Genomic DNA, 15,781 nt, shown 5'->3' on the forward strand with positions numbered 1-15,781 from the left:
CTTTGTCTTTACATTTAGGTAGTTTTTTATGTCCGCATCTATGCCCGCTTATATGAGTGATCCTACCGATGAGCAGCTTGCCGCGCTCAATATGGCGATGGATCACAAGTCGTTTAAGGTAGTGGCTTATGCCGGCGCAGGTAAGACCACGACTCTTAAGCTCATCGGTGAGCGGCTACGCGGTCGCGGTTTGTATTTAGCCTTTAACAAGGCTATTGCTAATGATGCGCGCGCCAAGTTTCCGCCGCATGTTGACTGCCGAACCTTTCATTCGCTCGCCTATCGTCATGTGCCGCGAGATATTACCGCTAAGTTATCTTTGCCTCGGTTTTCTCCGAAACGCTTAGGTGATGATTTGGGTTTACAGCCGGTGCAAGTGCGTCGGCAAATAGAAGGCTCAAATAAATACATCACTTTGACGCCAGCACGGCTCGCTAGATTTGTCAGTGATGCGGTTAGTAATTTTTGTAGTACTCATGCCAGCTACCCAGCACCTAGGCATCTTACCTTCCCGAATTGGCTCGATGATAGTGACGCTGAGCAGCTACGAGAGATGCTCTATCCAGCGGTTGAGCAGCGCTGGCTACAGTCGATTGACGCGCGTCATCCTGCCGGTATTGGCCATGATATTTATCTTAAACTGTGGGCGTTATCAAAACCCACTATTCCGGCAGATTTTATCTTATTTGATGAGGCGCAGGATGCTGATCCATTAATGATGGGCATCTTGACTCAGCAATCAAAGCAAGTTATCTATGTTGGCGACGCCCATCAGCAGATCTATGAATGGCGCGGCGCGGTCAACGCGATGAAAAAGCTACCGCTGCCGCAAACCTTATTGACACAGTCATTCCGCTTTGGTGAACCTATTGCTGAGGTGGCTAATACTCTCCTCAAAGCGCTACAAGAGGACGTGCCTCTCAAAGGTAATCCTGATAGAAGGTCTTCAACCGAAAAAGGTCTTGTCCACAGTAAAAAAGATGCCATCCTTTGTCGTACTAATGCGGCTGCGATGGCGCAGTTGTTAACCGGTCTAAAGTTAGGCCACCGCGTCGCCTTACAAGCCGATACCGAGCGCATGCTGAAATTTTGCCAAGCCGCAGAGAATCTTAAAAATGGTAAATCGGCTTATGGGGTGCCAGAGCTGGCGTATTTTTATAATTGGTCAGATGTGCAAGAGTATTCAGAGACCAATGAAGGTAGCGATCTCAAGACCTTAGTCAAGCTCGTTGATGATCATGGCACTAGCGTATTAACTCGCGCGGTCAATAGCTTAACCCGTGTTGAGAACGCTGATTATGTGATTTCAACCGCGCATAAGGCCAAAGGGCTTGAGTGGGGAAAAGTACAGCTCGATGATGATTTTTATTATGACGTCACCACAAATGGCATTAAGATTAGCCCAGAAGAATTACGCTTGCTATATGTGGCTTGTACCCGCGCGCAAAGCAACTTAGATATTGCTAATATTCAACCACTGATCTCAGGATTACAAACGGGCAAGAAGGTCATTTTTGGCTCTTAGCCTAGCGTCTGTTCAACATTGGAAAATGGCACTAACAGAGAGCCTCCTTACTACTTTTGCTTTTATTTTTTTATGATTAATTATTAATGACTACTAACTTACAACCTTCGCTCAATTATTCTCATGCACTGTTCAATAACCCTGTGCGCCTGCTCGCGCCAATGGAAGGTTTGACCGATCCTTTGATGCGCCAGATCTTGACGCAGATTGCCGCCGATTTAGGCCGCCCTTACGATTGGTCCGTCAGCGAGTTTATCCGTGTCACCCAAACTATCTTGCCCGCACACGTGTTTTATAAATATGTACCCGAGCTACATCATAATGCTAAGACCGCCTCGGGTACGCCTATTCATATTCAACTGCTTGGTAGCGACGCCCAATTAATGGCGGAAAACGCGGCTTATGCTTGCGAGCTTGGCGCTCCTGCGATCGATATTAATTTTGGTTGTCCTGCCAAGACTGTCAATAGTCATCGCGGCGGCTCAGTGCTACTCGATGAGCCCGAAGTGATGTATGAGATTATCAGTACAGTTAGAAAAGCGGTTCCGAAAGATATTCCTGTTTCGGCAAAGATACGCTTGGGTTATACCGATACCAGCCGTATGGACGATATTCGAGGAGCGATTGCAGCTAGTGGCGCGGATTGGCTGACCATTCATGCCCGCACGAAAACGCAAGGCTATAAGCCGCCTGCTTATTGGGAAAAGATTCAAAGCTTTAATAGCCTAGATATCCCAGTGATTGCCAATGGTGAGATTTGGAATAGTGAGCAAGCGCAGTTATGTATCAGGCAATCAGGCACCAGCCATCTGATGCTCGGACGCGGAGCAGTAACTCGTCCCGATTTGATTGCGCAAGTGGATAAAACAGATTTCCCTAAGGATAAATCGTTAAAAAAACCGGTACTACTTTGGCAAGACTTAATCACTCATCAGATTAAGTTTTTGCAGGGCGAAGCAAAAAATGATGTGGTGCTAGTCGGACGTTATAAGCAGTGGCTTGGGATGCTGACCAAAGGGTATATTGAAGCACAAAGCCTATGGAATGAGATTAAAAGGGAGAAAGATAAAGCGGCTATTATCACCGCTTTACAAGCTAGCCGCTGATCAGGAAAGCTAAATCAAGGGGGTCGTTAAATTCTACTTTTAATCCTTGGCGCTTTAGCACTTAGTGCTTAGCATTTGGCCTTAACAGCCAAACTCTTAAACAGTCCAACTCTGAGCTTAAGCACTAATCCGAATCGCAAGATAAAATAACATCAGTGGACAGGCCATTGATAGCGCCCAAAGAATAGAACGAAAAGTCGCTAAATTGGTCATATAAGCCACGCAGTAACCGATACGAATAATCACATATAACCAAGCTAGAATATTGATAATAGACTGCGGCACAAAGAACAACATCGCGACTATGACCGCTGCCAAAAATACCGGTAGCGTCTCATAGCTGTTTTGCTGAGCGGCATCAGCACGCGCTGAAGCGCCCGTAGTCTGCTTCAGAAAATCTCGCGGTTGGGCATTATCCGAGAGACCAAAGCCGCCCAAGACCTTTGCCATTAGGGCCATCAGTAGCGGTAATAAACTGGCGACCACCATTGCCCAGATCGCTGCAGCGGCAGTATCAGGGATAAAGCCAAAAAGTACATTCATCTGTCACTCTGCCCCTTAGCCTGTTGTTATTATAAAATCATGAGTGATGTTGACGCCGCCATCTACCAACATACGGCTAGCTGAGCAGTACTTATCAGCGGATAGTTTAATCGCCTTCTCAACTTGTTTTTCAGCGATATCTTGTCCAGTAACCATGAAATGTAGATGGATATCTGTGTACACTGCTGGGATAGTTTCCGCCCGCTGTGCGGTCAGCTCACAGTGCACACTCTGTACCTCTTGCCGCGATTTTTGTAAAATAGACACCACATCGTAACTGGCACAGCCACCAAGCCCTAATAGTACGAGCTCCATGGGACTTGCGCCCTTCTCTTTATCAGCGTCGATCTGAACGTTATGCCCTGATGGCGCTACGCCCATAAAAGCTTTATTCTCTTGCCAAGTCACGCTCGCTTTTGATTGTGCCATTTTCTTATCCTAGTCTTATTTATTTGCTGTAATGATTCATACGCTTAGTTTAGCACTAGTTTAGCATTAGTTGCATCTAGGGTCTGTCTAGAATAATAACCTCAAAGCCTGCCTGAGCCAAAGTGAGCAAATTTTGTGATTAATACCCTTGGTAATACTCAACAAATGTTATTTTATAAGTGGCTGATTTTAAATCGTTAAATTTGTGAAACATTTTATAGCAAATTATCGTTACACATTTTGACCATTTCTTGTTTTAATAAGGGTAATAAAACTTATTCTAATATGGCATCAATACTCACTACCCTATAATAATTATGTTGGCTATCGGATGTCACCTTGTAATAAGTTATTTTAAACAAATGAAAAGGTTAAGTCATGATAGATGCAGACGGCTTTCGCGCCAATGTCGGCATCATCTTGGCAAATACACAAGGGCAAGTATTGTGGGCAAAGCGTATCGGTCACAACGCTTGGCAGTTTCCGCAAGGCGGTATCGACCGCGGCGAGACGCCAATGGATGCGATGTATCGCGAACTCTGGGAAGAGGTCGGGCTGCATCCGCGCCATGTCGACTTATTGGCGGTCACTCAAGACTGGTTACGCTATCGCTTGCCAAAGCGCTACGTGCGCCATGGGCAGTATCCTTTATGTATTGGGCAAAAACAAAAATGGTTTTTGCTACGCTTAGATGAGCCGAACACTCAACATATCCGCTTCGACGAGGGTAAACCTGAATTTGACCATTGGCAATGGGTCAGCTACTGGTATCCGCTCGGACAAGTGATTCACTTTAAACGCGGGGTGTATCGTCGTGCTTTGCAAGAGCTGGCACGCGAATTACCCCTTAGACAAGAGCTGATTATCCCCGAACAAAATAATCATTTATTGATGGAATAGACGCTCTTTTATATGCAAAATGCTCGCTGTAATATCTAAACTATTAGGTATTATGGCGGGCATTTTTTATGTCACTATATTCTATAAAGGCTTTATACAGCTGACTTTGGTGGCTTAGCTATTGCTGTTATCAGTTTCACGGCTAATCAATTGCGCCTTTATTGCTGACTGATCTTTTCCATGATGCAAGGTCAAAATGCTTTGCGTACGCGTGCCGTAACTTGGCATTGGCGTATCCGTATTACTCAGAGCGACCGCATCGATATACACGGACGATAATGCTTGCTCTATGGCTTTTGGCACGCCCGTTTCCGGCAGTTTCTCTTCAGGCGCTGAGGTATTATCCGACATCGCATTAAGCGCAGCCGCTTGCCAATACTCAAGCGAGCTATCCTCAGCGATGAGCGGCAGGACTTCTTGACGCAAGCGCGCGCGTAGCTTTTCGGTTTTGAACCAACCTTCATCAGGCTGTCCGTTTGAGAAGACGTGTAATCCTGCATGCAAAGCGGTTGGCGCATAACCCCGATTATTGACAATAACCGCTTGCTGGCTGTCACCAACAATTAGATTAAATCCTGCATAATCTTGTAGCCTAATCTGCCGTGCAAAAGCCATCGGGCTTAGTTTACTTGTCAAAAAACTGGTCACTAATTCACCACGTGAGCGTTCATCAGAGCTGGCTTGTACGCCATCGCGGAAGTTTAATACTGCCGCCCAGCGTCCGTTTTGCTGATGAAGATGGGTTTGTTTGTCTTCGGTAGACTGCTGATTCTGTTGTTGACGCTCTTGTCGATAAATGCCTAACCAAGTGCCGCCGCTTTGGCTGTCACGGCCGGCATAGATGGGCTGATCTGACCACTGATGTAGCGACTCGGTAGGACGCGCTAAGAACTCATCACGATTGGATAATAATACTAATGGCAGCTCATCAAACAGTTGCCAAGCGATAGCGACAATGCACATATTTTTCCTTATTCCATTTGATTTTATCTTAGCGCTTTTTATCAGCCATTACTATCTTATAACTTTGTACTGTTCGCCTACGCTGCTATTTCAATAGTGATTAAGTCTACAACGTATATAGTCGACTCACTTTAAATACCACTCAGCATCACGACGCAAAATTAGTGTTCGTGGCAGCTAAATTTGCTATCATGAGCAGCATCTTATCCTCAATATTATGACTTTTTATGAACATTCATCCTCAGTATGATCCGGTAGCGTTAGCGCTCGGCCCCATCGAAGTACATTGGTATGGTTTGATGTACTTGCTTGCCTTTGCCGCAGCCTTCGGTCTTGCTTGGTATCGCAGCACCAAACGCGAAGCTTGGTCGACGGATATGGTTTCTGATTTAGTGTTCTTTGGCGCGCTTGGCGTTATTTTGGGCGGTCGTATCGGTTACGTGCTGTTCTATCAATTTGGCGAATTACTACAAAATCCGGCCTACCTATTCAAAGTTTGGGAAGGCGGCATGTCTTTTCATGGTGGCCTCATTGGTGTCGCTTTGGGCATGCTTTATTTTGCGCGAAAATATAAAAAGACGCCATTTCAAGTGCTCGATTTTATCGTGCCCTGCGTGCCAACAGGCTTATTGTTTGGGCGTATTGGTAACTATATCAATGGCGAGCTATGGGGCCGCGTCTCTGACGGCGGTTATAACTGGCTCACTTACTTCCCCCAAGCGGCAGCATTTGATGCCCAGCTAATGCAGGTCAATCCGGTTTTGCAACAATTGGCGACTGAGGTCAACGGACAGTATTTACTGCCGCGCCATCCCTCGCAGCTTTATCAAGCGTTGACTGAAGGGCTATTACTTTTTTTACTATTGTGGTGGTATTCCTCAAAGCCGCGTCCACGTATGGCTGTCACAGGCGTGTTTATGCTCGGTTACGGCTTTAGCCGCTTTATCGTCGAGTTTTTCCGTCAGCCTGATGCCGATCAAGGCTTTATCCTTTTAGGCTGGGTGACCAAAGGGCAGATCTTAAGCGCGCCGATGATTATTATTGGTATTGTGCTCATCATTTATGCTTATAAGCGCGATATTTATGATTGGGGTAGACAGGCTGCTTACTAAAAAGCGAACCTATAGAAGAGCATACCTATTTATTAAACCCATTTAGTTTTATTGAAGTTGCAGACCATGATTACTAGCAAAAACGAACAAGCTTATCTTGATTTACTCCAGTACGTCTTAGCTCACGGCACTGAAAAAGGCGATCGCACGGGTACCGGAACCTTAAGTCATTTCGGCGCGCAATTGCGCTTTGACTTAGCAGAGGGTTTTCCATTACTGACCACCAAAAAAGTACATCTCAAATCCATCGTTTACGAGCTATTGTGGTTTTTAAGCGGTAGCACTCATGTCGATTATTTGCAGCAAAATAACGTGCGCATTTGGAATGAATGGGCGACCGCCGAGCAAACCGCGCGCTTTAACCGCCCTGCGGGCGACTTAGGCCCTGTCTACGGTCATCAATGGCGCAATTATGGCGCAACTAAAAACACTTATGAAACTGATAACAAGGCTTATAATAATGACGGTGTCGATCAGATTGCAGAAGTAGTTGAGCAAATAAAAACCAATCCTAATTCCAGACGTCTCATCGTTTCTGGTTGGAATCCAAGCGAGGCCAATCAAGTGGCTTTGCCGCCTTGTCATACGCTCTTTCAGTTCTTTGTCGCTGATAATAAACTCTCCTGCCAGCTCTATCAGCGCTCAGCCGATTTATTCCTATTATTCCCCTATAATGATAATTCACAGTATGAATTATTAGCAGCCTAGGAACATCTCATTCCTCTATACTTATAGTGAACATCAGGCCATGCATAATATGATATACAATTTAATCTATGTATTACTTTGGCCTGTATTATGGATATTAAGATTTGCTCCAATAGAGAGTTAGACCTATCAAAATCTTATTTAACTAATGAAATACCAGACCTATTACTGGATCAGAAAGTCAAAGTGAATGGGGTTGGTGTATTTGATGATAGTGGTAAAATCCTCCCTCTTATCTCTGAGTATCTATCATATCAATTCAAGCACGAAAAGATTGCTCATGAAACAGCAAATACATATGGCAAAAACCTAACTTACTTCTTAAAGTATATCCGTAGTCGTCCAGACTATAGCGATAATGAAACTGATGAGGTCTTCATTACAGTTCCAGGGTATGTAATTCAGGAATACTGTACTTTCTTAAGTGTTGAAGAACATAGAAGTTCAGCTACTATTAGAAATCGTGATGGAGCAATATACGCTTTCCTTCATTTCCTCTGCAGTCGCACAGAAGACCGTCAGCCGCTTAGAGAGGATAATCCATATAGTAATGGATACTTTTCAAAATTACCAAAGCGTACACCAATTACTTCATGCACTCTTGATGATCTTTTCATATTGATTCAATCTACTCGATTAGAACGAGAACGAGTAATACTTCAGTTTTTATATGACTCTGGCGTGAGGCGTTCGGAGCTGATCAGGGTTACTCTTAAAGATTTTAGAGATACTGTCAACTTTAACTCTGAAAAGTTCATTTCAGTAGAGTCCGATCAACCTATTCATGCAGACTACGTACCTTTAGCCATAAAAGGTAGCAAGGGGCGTGGAAATCAAATCAAACCACGATGGACGTTAGTTAGTTCGGCAACCATTAAACGTATACAGAAATATCATGCGTCTCCGCTTTACAAAAAACATGCTCGCAAATATGTAAATCCAGATGAAACCCCAGCATTTTTTAATGCTAAAGGCACTCCTTATACACGTAAAGCGATAAACGAGTTACTTGAACGTATCAGCAAACGTGCAATAAAGAAAGGTCGCCTCGATAGAATAATCTCTCCTCACAAGCTACGGCATGGTAATGCCTATGCAATATTGCAATCAAATGACCTAGGATCCGACTACCTAGATCGGCTCGTTATCGTACAAAAAAACTTAGGTCATAACCACCTCAGTACTACCCAAATGTATACCAGCATTCCTCAGGAAATTTATAATACTATTTGTGATGAGAATGGGGACTTACTAACTAGAGCTGAGAAGATGAGGCGCTTATCTGAACAGACACAATTGAAAATTGGCATTAAGGACATCAAATGAAAAAGGACGGAATAGCCACTGATCAATTGGTAAGTACATGGGTAGAGGGCTTATTAAAGAGTCCAAACCAACTCTTATCCTTACCACTTAGCAGCCATTTCAAGGATCCTTGGGGCGTCAATATCACATCTAAATTTTTAGCGAAAGAGACATCTATTACGGTCAATGAAGCTGATAGACGAAAGCACCTCACCGTTCCATTGATAGAGAAAATGGCTGAGATGAAGGTTGTCGTAAAAGGAGCTTCTAGTAGAGAGAATATAACTCGACAGAGAATATTATATTGGTATAGCAATTTAAGTTTTAGTGATAAGAAAAACCTTCCTCGTTTGACTAAATCTATAAACAACGTTTGCTTCAAATCAATAGGACACGAGCAGGACTACTGGAATGTTTTAGCAACTCAATATGAATTGGTAGCAAAAACAATCGATGAGATTCATGAAGATCTCTGTAGACTGGGAATTATAAGTGCCGGTTTTAATAAAGTCGAGTCAAGAAAGCGTCCTATTAGAGACGAAGCATCTGCTATCTTAGAGTGGGTATCAAGAACAGTCACAGATGTAGAAACACTGTGGGAAATACCCATTAGCAAGGCTAAGAACCTTTTAGGTTTTAGTGTCTCCGTAAAATATATACAAAATGCAGTAGGAATTTCATACCCTATGGCATATAAATACAGAGAGCTTACGAACCCTTTGATCGAAAAGATGATCAAAGAAGGGATTCTAGTAATACCAGATGGGAGCTATGAAGCTGCTGGCATCGAAAGCAGAAGGAAGCTACTGAATTGGTACAGACAGTTATCTAAAAAAGAAAAGCATACATTACCTATTTTTGGTAATAAGATTTCAGTTGGGAAAATGCCATTGGGACAATTTCCTATAAAAATATCTTCCTTATACTTTAATGCTGTTAAAGATGCTTGGGACTTCATTCACAAAGATCTTGAAAAACTTGGAATTATTGATCCAAATTATAAAAGCGTTGCTAAAAGAACAAGCGAAGCGAACATAAATAGAAAAAATCATAGTGAAAGTCAGATAGAACGTTTTCATAGACTGGCCACAAGAGAGTTACATGCTGCTGATAATTTCTTCTTTCCTTCAAAACTAGAACCTTTTATTCAGGTTGAGCAACTGTTTGCCTGTACTAGTAAAATTGTCTCTTCAGAATCAGGCAAGAGTAACTATAGAATTGCGAGTAATTCCTTTATAGATTTCTTATCTGAACTATATGGTAATTCACCTTTAAAAATTGTCACAGTTTTTGATGAGCATCTCCTATCTAGATATCGAAAATATTTAGAGAAAAAGATAATAAGTAAAGAAATATCAAGTCATCATGCAAATACACTTTTGAGTTCAGTACGCAGAACACTGTGTAGGCTGACCCAAGTACGGGATCTGGAGTATAGCTTTTTCGATATAAATGGCTTTGCTGTAAGTAGAGAAACAGACGCGAAAAAGCCATTTACAACGAACGAGCGGATTCAGGTATTAGATGCTATCGAAAAAGGATTGTGTCAGTCTAAAGCAGCTCTTATACCATACGAAAAAACGGGTATAGGTAAAAATCCTTTGAATGAAAAAGGTTTTGTAGTAAAAGGCCTTTCTACACTAGATAATGCGCGATGGCTGTTTGAAAACCCCTTGGGGTGTAAGCCAATCCATTACCATACAGCAGAGTCCCCTATCGAAAAATCTTTCTTGAGAATTATTGCCCGTTCAGACAAAGGTTTGAGCGGGATATATGATGAATGGGGTGTTACCCCGATGTTACATATAGATATACTCATACCCTACCTTTTAAGGCTAGCCCAAATTACAGGATTAAATGCAGATTCTTTACTTTCTCTCAACGTAGACGATTATCTAGAATCTCATCCAGCAACATCACGACCTTGTCTTAGATATTGGAAAGAGCGCTCTGATGGCTACAAGGAATACCCTCTGGATCTTTTCAATGCACAATTAACTTGGCTTACATCGAGTCAAGCGAAGTCTATAAAAATGATTTTCGAAGAATTAAATCAATTAACCTGTAGCTTTCGACCACATATTGAAGATGATACATTCAAAGACAGATTATTCATTTGGCAATCGAATAGTCCAAAAAAATATGGAAAAGTTTCTCCTATATCAGGAAGTAAAGAAGGAAACGCAAGTACCTTAGGCAATAGCTTATCCAGATTTGTTGAGAAGTATAATTTGAAGGACGACGCAGGAGAGCCGTTAACTCTTACAATAAGCAGGTTTAGACCAACTTTTGTTAGTGAAATGTTAGACAATGGAGTAGCTTTACGCGAAATTCAGCTCATGTTAGGGCACTCCTCAATTCAAACGACTATTGGTTATATAGACTCTTATGACTTCAATACGATAAGTAGAGTAAAGATAAACGATAAACTAAAAGAAATACATCAATCTACTTTGAATAGACAAACTCAAAAAGTACAAACTAGAGATACTAACGAATTAGCAATAACCTTCCATACCCCTTTAGCAGAATGCAGGAATATTTTTGATCCTCCAGATTTTGTAAAGAACCTTTCATCCTATATTCCTGGTACTCCATGCTCACAATATAATAAGTGTTTAGGTTGTGACAATGTCATTATTACGGCCAAAAACCTTCCTGAAATCTTTGCAATGAAGCGTGACTACACGCTTTTGACAGAGCATACTCGCGTTATGGACACCCCCTATGGACATGTCATTTTGGAAAATATGGAACTAATAAAAGGTATTACAGACCCAACATTGTCTGACTTTTCCTTAGAGGATCTAGAGAATGGACAGCGTTTAGCAGAGTACATTGAAACCACTACACTAGTTGATGGGGTAATTTGATGGACTATGAAAGAAAATTAGACGTGTTGACCGCTTTTGTAAAACATCGTTCCTATGTTTTGCAAGCTTTAAATCCTATTACGGATCAGAGGAATGAGTGCCTTCAGCATAAGCACACATTTGATATAGAGTATATAACTTCTCTTATGGACAAACCCATATCAACACTATCAAAGTTTTCTGATAGCGTTTGGAACTTTAATAAAGATTATCCTAATGCTGCAAGAAATGTTCAAGGTGCAAAGCTACGAATCAATTTTTCAAAATATACAGCGATTCCGGCATTTGTTTTGATAGAAATGAAAATTATATTCGAGTTGGCTTTGCTCAATAGTTCCATCTTCAAGCTGCAGAAAAACGAGGGTAAAAGCCGATCAAAAAAAATATTAAAAGCCAACTCCTTGATTACAACTTTTGAAAGTGGTTTAACATTTATCAATGAACTATTCAAACAAGCATCTCATGAACTAGGTTATGAGTTTGTTCAGACAAAGATTAAAACATTATCCGATATAACACCCGAACTGTACCCCATAGCGGCTAAAAACTATAATCGTGTAAAAGGTGCAGATTTAGATAGATTTTTTAAATACTTACGCAGCCCAGCTTCTGTTAAGTATGTATTTGGAAAGCCTATTGCTCATGTAGAGTTAGATAGCCTGAAATGGAAGAGAGTAGCGAATGTTGATAAAAAAAAGAAAGATCAAGTGTTACCAGACTTGGTCTTTGAATCTTTATCAAAGACTGCATCTTTTATTGTAGTAGATTTTTTAAACGCTATAGGAGACGGAAAAAAAATATCAGATGTCAACTCTTTAGAACGTTTCAATACGAGCGAATATTTATCATGGGCTAGTCAAGAACGTGTTACGCATGAAACTCTACATGGGTACATTGCTATGCGATTAAGAACCAAAAATTATTCTTCAAATTTTGTTATGAATGTAATCGAGCCTTATGATTGGATGCTAAATAAAGATTCTAAAGTTATGGCTGGGTCAACTTTACGTGAAAAATTGAGAGAACGCGGTTATAAAGCAGATAACCTTAGGAAATACGTTAATCTCGTAGCGTATGCCTGCACGTATTTAGTAGGTCAGTATACAGGTATGAGACCATCTGAACTATCAGAAGTAAGAGTGCAGAATTGTTCGTGCTTGATTCAAAGTGATGCCGTTTGGCTAATTGAAAGTACGGTCAAAAAACATAAAGATGAAGTTAGTACAGGTTTGTTTGACGATAGATGGGTAGCTATACCAATTGTTAAGGATGCAGTGTTGGCAGCTTCGTATATTTCAAAAATTAAGGCGTCGCCCTACTTAATTTCTAGTGTAGATACTGTTGAACCTGGCAATTCCCCTCAGTCAATGAATAGTACTGGTATTGTGTATCAAATGAATAATTTTATTAACCAACTATTAGGCGAAAAAATTGCTAAAGAACTAAAGTTCAATCCATATATGTTAAGACACACCTTAACATATCAACTATTCAAGGCTGAAGTAGGACTACCTCTAATATCGTTTCAATTGAAGCATTTTGTGGATAGCGTCTCTAACTATACCTCTGCTGGGTCTACTTCATTAGTAACGCTAGGGTATGGTGATATAGGTGAAATGCTGTCAAAAGATGGGAACCGAAAAGGTGATAAGAAATCATTGCGCCGAGCAGCTGAATTAGAGGCTATTAAAACAGCCCATAATCCAAATGGCACGTATTATGGTGGTAAAGCGAATGAGCATAAAAAAGGTCTAATTAAGACGTTTAGCGGATATATGGCTGAAGGCTACACGGAAGAGGAAGTATATGAGGCTATGGTAGATCAAGGTGTTGCCATAGTATATATGGGCCAAGGGATTTGCTATGGTAATAGAGCAGAAGAATATGACTCAAGCCTACCATGTATTGGTTCACTACGTTGCAACCCAGCTCGATGCAAACAAGCCGTCGTAACTACTAAACATGCCCCTAAATGGCGTGAAGTTTATACGTTAAACAAGCTTAATCTCAATAAACCAGAATATTCGCACAATCGTGAGCAAGTTCTAGCAGCAATGAACGAAGCCAGAATGGTACTGGAAAATCTTGGTGAGGAAGTTGAACTATGAATGCTTATGATCAAAAGAATAGCGATGACTATGATGCAAACACATTGCTATTGGAAAAGGCATTATCAGACATTAAAGGCAACAAGAGGTTGAAAGCCACTGTAGCACAACTTTCAGAAATGACTGGTATTCATCGGAATACCATCTCAAACCGCGTTTGGCCTGTCCAAGAGCTTAAACAGATCAGAGACTCTCGGAAAACCGAAGAGAAATCACGTAAAGAACAAGTACGTTTAAGCACTGCCAATGTAAAAAATGCGCTAGAAGCAAAGCTAAGTCGAGCACAAAGTGAGGTTATCTACTGGTTTAATGAATATCAAGATATAAAAAGGGTCGCTGAGCACTCAGACAAACGGTTACAAAAAATGAGAGAGTCACGAGATTACTATAAAACACTATCTGACACAGACAAAAGGTCACTATCAGAAGCTGAACAAGAAATTAAGAAATTGAGAAAAATGTTAGCCTTAGAAGATGCAAGATCGAAACAGCTTATGCACTAGTCTGTCAAAAATCATCTATGCTATAAAGAGCATAATCTTGATTTCCTCTTGCTTAAAAGCTAGCGAGAGCTTAGCTAATAAGCATATATCCCATAGTACAAATCACATATATTAATACTTCATGCCTAATAAAAGTTTATCAACCTTCTCAGCTTTCACTTTATGCTTATATCAAACTGAGAATGGATAGGCAATAGACTCATGATACTGGTATCCTTCAACTTTAAAGTCATCCAATGTTACCCATGTTTCAATATCTTCGAGAGACTTAATTTCAGGGTTAATATGAAGCTTAGGTGACGGATAAGGTTCGCGTTTTAATTGCACGTCACGCATTAATTCTAATTGATCTTCATAAATATGTGCATTTACGATCTTATGATAAGCTTTTCCAGCCTCGTGGCCCGTAATTTGAGCCATGAGAGCTAGTAAGGTAAACACTTGAATCTGATTAAAATTTTGACCTAATGGTACATCACATGAACGTTGTGATGAAGTCAAATAAAGCTTTCCACCTAGCAACGAAAATGTATGAGTATGCATACAAGGACGTAAACATCCCATATGAAACTCACCTGGATTGTAGAAGGTTAGAATTTCACCTCGATCATCAATACCGTTTCGCAAGTTATTATAAATCTTACGAAGTTGGTCAAACTCCTCTCCTACTGAATTACGCCATCTTCGTCCCTGTACACCATAAACTCGGCCCATATCATCCTTACCTTTACGATAAGGATTAGCTAGCCAGGCTGCATTTTCATTGGCATTGGCGTTCCATGTATTACATCCAATAGCTCGAAACTGATCTGCGCTATCATAACCACGTAGATATCCCAACAACTCTGCGATAGCTGCTTTCCAATAACTCTTTCGAGTAGTTACTAAGGGAAACTCATTAGCTCCTACGTTGTAGTCTAAATCAGCATTAATAACGGTTAAGCAACGTTTTCCAGTTCGTTCATTCTCTACCCATACACCCTCATCAACTATACGTTGACATAAATCTAGATACTGTTTCATTCAATAACCTTAGTTAGACTACAAACTTAGCTCAAAAGGTGATTTTTGTTGATCTGCGTGGACAATACATTTTACCTTTTGATTTCATTGAGCATTATAAAGTTTCAAGGTTCAATTGTACAAACCTGTTCGTAACAACTGATTGTCTTAATAACTTATCAACAGACTATGCCCCAATGGAGCCAATGAAACCGAATCCTTCTATCTAACATCATTTGCTATAAGATACTTTTATGGAAACAGTCGGCTTGTAGTGGTCGAAAAAGATGACTGGAAGTTAGGTGCTTACCATTGTCCAAAGTGTAATGCCGATACTGTTGATAGCTTCGTACTTGTCGATTATTATGAAAATGGGTGCAGGATTGTCGCTAAGAAGATAAAAGCCTATGATTTATTTAATAGAAAGTAACGCCTTAATAAACTACAGTGGAATTATTGGAGACTCAACAATCTGAGAGATAGCTGCTAGTTCGATACCTCTATAACGGACCAACCCAATAATTAATGAGGTGGTAATTGCCGAACTGATTGAATAAGTTCGGTTCCCTAGTGAGGACTTGAATCTTGGACTGTATGCTAATGATAGCAATAGTTTGAGTTATTGAAGCAACATCGGTGTACTTCGTTGTGTACATCCAGTGAGTTTTTCGAGAGTGAATTAGCTTATTTTTGATTTCTATAAG

12 protein-coding genes and 1 pseudogene are annotated in these 15,781 nt (G+C 41.0%); 9 read left to right on the forward strand and 4 right to left on the reverse strand.

Annotation, left to right across the window (positions count from 1 at the left end):
• Positions 1–28 precede the first annotated feature (28 nt).
• Both ACS8FD_RS09325 and ACS8FD_RS09330 read left to right on the forward strand, forming a co-directional pair.
• Entirely contained in the window at positions 29–1,525 is a 1,497-nt protein-coding gene (locus ACS8FD_RS09325) for a UvrD-helicase domain-containing protein (RefSeq protein WP_439275570.1), read from the forward strand.
• A gap of 86 nt (positions 1,526–1,611) precedes the next feature.
• Positions 1,612–2,631: a tRNA dihydrouridine synthase gene (locus tag ACS8FD_RS09330; RefSeq protein WP_439275571.1), complete on the forward strand. Its 1,020-nt coding sequence runs from the start codon at positions 1,612–1,614 to the stop codon at positions 2,629–2,631.
• 117 nt (positions 2,632–2,748) lie between these two features.
• On the opposite strand, the gene ACS8FD_RS09335 is transcribed toward ACS8FD_RS09330, so the two are convergent.
• Positions 2,749–3,174, reverse strand: coding sequence for an MAPEG family protein (locus tag ACS8FD_RS09335; RefSeq protein ID WP_439275572.1), 426 nt, complete (start codon positions 3,172–3,174; stop codon positions 2,749–2,751).
• Between the two features lie 15 nt (positions 3,175–3,189).
• Positions 3,190–3,603: an OsmC family protein gene (locus tag ACS8FD_RS09340; RefSeq protein WP_439275573.1), complete on the reverse strand. Its 414-nt coding sequence runs from the start codon at positions 3,601–3,603 to the stop codon at positions 3,190–3,192.
• Positions 3,604–3,981: 378 nt separating this feature from the next.
• On the opposite strand from ACS8FD_RS09340, the gene ACS8FD_RS09345 reads away from it, so the two are divergent.
• On the forward strand, positions 3,982–4,503 hold the full coding sequence (locus ACS8FD_RS09345; RefSeq protein ID WP_025646064.1) for an RNA pyrophosphohydrolase: 522 nt from the start codon (positions 3,982–3,984) through the stop codon (positions 4,501–4,503).
• Positions 4,504–4,617: 114 nt separating this feature from the next.
• Here the strand turns inward: ACS8FD_RS09345 and ACS8FD_RS09350 are convergent, their stop codons facing one another.
• Entirely contained in the window at positions 4,618–5,466 is an 849-nt protein-coding gene (locus tag ACS8FD_RS09350; RefSeq protein WP_439275574.1) for an NRDE family protein, read from the reverse strand.
• A gap of 227 nt (positions 5,467–5,693) precedes the next feature.
• On the opposite strand from ACS8FD_RS09350, the gene lgt reads away from it, so the two are divergent.
• The 6 genes and pseudogenes from lgt (at position 5,694) to ACS8FD_RS09380 (ending at position 14,075) form a co-directional block, all read left to right on the forward strand.
• Complete coding sequence (gene lgt / locus ACS8FD_RS09355) at positions 5,694–6,578, forward strand: prolipoprotein diacylglyceryl transferase (RefSeq protein WP_439275575.1); 885 nt, start codon at positions 5,694–5,696, stop codon at positions 6,576–6,578.
• A 66-nt stretch (positions 6,579–6,644) separates the two neighbouring features.
• A pseudogene (gene thyA, locus ACS8FD_RS09360) lies at positions 6,645–7,277 on the forward strand (thymidylate synthase); the annotation flags it as partial.
• Between the two features lie 99 nt (positions 7,278–7,376).
• Positions 7,377–8,612 carry a tyrosine-type recombinase/integrase gene (locus ACS8FD_RS09365; protein ID WP_102092489.1) on the forward strand — a complete coding sequence of 412 codons (1,236 nt, stop codon included), beginning with the start codon at positions 7,377–7,379 and terminating at the stop codon, positions 8,610–8,612.
• The gene (locus ACS8FD_RS09370; protein WP_371533084.1) at positions 8,609–11,464 is read left to right on the forward strand and encodes a tyrosine-type recombinase/integrase; all 2,856 of its coding nucleotides are present in this window, start codon (positions 8,609–8,611) and stop codon (positions 11,462–11,464) included. The genes ACS8FD_RS09365 and ACS8FD_RS09370 overlap by 4 nt, the downstream gene beginning before the upstream one ends.
• Complete coding sequence (locus ACS8FD_RS09375) at positions 11,464–13,572, forward strand: site-specific integrase (protein WP_371533083.1); 2,109 nt, start codon at positions 11,464–11,466, stop codon at positions 13,570–13,572. Before ACS8FD_RS09370 ends, ACS8FD_RS09375 begins: the two co-directional genes overlap by 1 nt.
• Positions 13,569–14,075 carry a hypothetical protein gene (locus tag ACS8FD_RS09380; protein WP_371533082.1) on the forward strand — a complete coding sequence of 169 codons (507 nt, stop codon included), beginning with the start codon at positions 13,569–13,571 and terminating at the stop codon, positions 14,073–14,075. Before ACS8FD_RS09375 ends, ACS8FD_RS09380 begins: the two co-directional genes overlap by 4 nt.
• Positions 14,076–14,246: 171 nt before the next feature.
• On the opposite strand, the gene ACS8FD_RS09385 is transcribed toward ACS8FD_RS09380, so the two are convergent.
• Complete coding sequence (locus ACS8FD_RS09385) at positions 14,247–15,098, reverse strand: thymidylate synthase (RefSeq protein WP_371533081.1); 852 nt, start codon at positions 15,096–15,098, stop codon at positions 14,247–14,249.
• Positions 15,099–15,781: the final 683 nt, after the last annotated feature.

This window comes from Psychrobacter sp. 1U2, assembly GCF_051847575.1.

Coding starts and splice junctions, on each gene's coding strand:
- ACS8FD_RS09325 (WP_439275570.1), top strand. CDS start 29: ATGTCCGCATCTATGCCCGCTTATATGAGTGATCCTACCGATGAGCAG.
- ACS8FD_RS09330 (WP_439275571.1), top strand. CDS start 1,612: ATGACTACTAACTTACAACCTTCGCTCAATTATTCTCATGCACTGTTC.
- ACS8FD_RS09335 (WP_439275572.1), bottom strand. CDS start 3,174: ATGAATGTACTTTTTGGCTTTATCCCTGATACTGCCGCTGCAGCGATC.
- ACS8FD_RS09340 (WP_439275573.1), bottom strand. CDS start 3,603: ATGGCACAATCAAAAGCGAGCGTGACTTGGCAAGAGAATAAAGCTTTT.
- ACS8FD_RS09345 (WP_025646064.1), top strand. CDS start 3,982: ATGATAGATGCAGACGGCTTTCGCGCCAATGTCGGCATCATCTTGGCA.
- ACS8FD_RS09350 (WP_439275574.1), bottom strand. CDS start 5,466: ATGTGCATTGTCGCTATCGCTTGGCAACTGTTTGATGAGCTGCCATTA.
- lgt (WP_439275575.1), top strand. CDS start 5,694: ATGAACATTCATCCTCAGTATGATCCGGTAGCGTTAGCGCTCGGCCCC.
- ACS8FD_RS09365 (WP_102092489.1), top strand. CDS start 7,377: ATGGATATTAAGATTTGCTCCAATAGAGAGTTAGACCTATCAAAATCT.
- ACS8FD_RS09370 (WP_371533084.1), top strand. CDS start 8,609: ATGAAAAAGGACGGAATAGCCACTGATCAATTGGTAAGTACATGGGTA.
- ACS8FD_RS09375 (WP_371533083.1), top strand. CDS start 11,464: ATGGACTATGAAAGAAAATTAGACGTGTTGACCGCTTTTGTAAAACAT.
- ACS8FD_RS09380 (WP_371533082.1), top strand. CDS start 13,569: ATGAATGCTTATGATCAAAAGAATAGCGATGACTATGATGCAAACACA.
- ACS8FD_RS09385 (WP_371533081.1), bottom strand. CDS start 15,098: ATGAAACAGTATCTAGATTTATGTCAACGTATAGTTGATGAGGGTGTA.